Source organism: Streptococcus parasanguinis (assembly GCF_001578955.1).
Classification (GTDB): Bacteria; Bacillota; Bacilli; order Lactobacillales; family Streptococcaceae; genus Streptococcus; species Streptococcus parasanguinis_U.
This window is the reverse complement of record NZ_KQ969690.1, coordinates 444,148-445,577: the sequence shown is the minus strand read 5'-3', so window position 1 is coordinate 445,577 and position 1,430 is coordinate 444,148. Positions and strand designations below refer to the sequence as shown.

1 protein-coding gene and 2 pseudogenes are annotated in these 1,430 nt (G+C 45.5%); 1 reads left to right on the top strand and 2 read right to left on the bottom strand.

Annotated elements, in window-relative coordinates; translation table 11 throughout:
* Positions 1 to 144 (bottom strand): annotated as a pseudogene (locus SPADD19_RS11620) (phosphopentomutase); the annotation flags it as partial.
* A gap of 92 nt (positions 145 to 236) precedes the next feature.
* On the bottom strand, positions 237 to 908 hold the full coding sequence (gene rpiA, locus SPADD19_RS06030) for a ribose-5-phosphate isomerase RpiA (RefSeq protein WP_061455517.1): 672 nt from the start codon (positions 906 to 908) through the stop codon (positions 237 to 239).
* Positions 909 to 1,069: 161 nt separating this feature from the next.
* Between rpiA and SPADD19_RS06025 the strand changes: the two are divergent.
* Positions 1,070 to 1,430, top strand: a pseudogene (locus tag SPADD19_RS06025) (tRNA uridine-5-carboxymethylaminomethyl(34) synthesis GTPase MnmE); the annotation flags it as partial.

Here is a 1,430-nt window from a genome sequence, read left to right as displayed (position 1 = left end):
TAAGCCGACGGTTTTAGAGATGTGGCCCAATGTATCAGATGCTCCATCTGGAACACCTGCATTGACAAAGTTATTGGCATCTGGTGCAGCACCGATCCCAACTGAATCCAGCACAACTAAGTGCATGCGTTTAAATTTCGACATATACTGCCTCTTTCCTTTATTAAACTAGCTATATTATACCAAATCCCTATAAGAAGAGAGCCGTGTTAGATCCGGCCCCTCTTTGGAGAAACCTATTTTTCAATGATGACAGGGCCATCTGGTGTCCCTACAATCACTTTTGAAATCATGTTCAAGAATAAACCATGCTCTACAACCCCGACGGTGTGATCCAGTTCATTGGCTAGAGCTTGTGCATCCTCGATCACCTTGAGATCCAAGTCAATAATGAAGTTGCCTTGGTCGGTTACAAATCGTTGATCTTCCGAAAGACGGAAAGCAGGATGGTAGCCTTTTTGCTCAAAGTGACGGAAAAGATTTTCAGCCCCGTATTGTACTACTTCCACTGGAAGTTTGAAAGCCCCAAGAGTTGCAACTTGTTTGGATTCATCCACGATCCAAATGCAGTCTTTAGAATTGGTTGCGACGATTTTTTCCATGAGGAGAGCACCACCGCCACCTTTGATCCCATTCAATTGAGGATCCACTTCATCTGCGCCATCCACTGTCACATCGACCACTTCGACATCGTCGATAGCCTTGAGCGGGATGCCTAAACTTTCAGCCTGATCATAGGTCACACTCGAAGTTGTGACAGCTGTGATCTGCAAGCCTTCTTCCTTGATGCGACGACCCAATTCAGCCACAAAATAATAAGCAGTTGACCCTGTACCGAGACCGACAATCATGCCGTCTTTGACAAACTCAGCCGCTTTAATTCCTACCTGTTCTTTTAGGTTTACCATCATAGACCTCCTTTTATATTCTATTACAGTATAGCATATTCTGAAAGAGATTTCACTAATTATTTGAAAACCTTTCCAGTTTTAGTTCTAAAAGCAAAACCTTGCCCGTCTGCTGACTTTACGATAGAATAGAGATGAATCTACAGGAAAAGAGAAATGACATGATTACTAAAGAATTTGATACCATTGCTGCCATCTCTACTCCTCTCGGTGAGGGGGCTATCGGTATCGTCCGCTTGAGCGGGACAGACAGCTTTGCCATTGCGCAAAAGATCTTCAAAGGGAAAGATTTGGCCAGCGTGGCTAGCCACACCCTCAACTACGGTCATATCGTAGATCCAGACAAGAACGAGATCCTCGACGAAGTCATGGTTGGAGCCATGCGCTCGCCGAAGACCTTCACCCGTGAGGATATCATCGAGATCAATACCCACGGTGGGATTGCGGTGACCAATGAAATCCTGCAATTGGTGATCCGCGAAGGCGCTCGATTAGCTGAGCCTGGGGAATTTACCAAGCGGG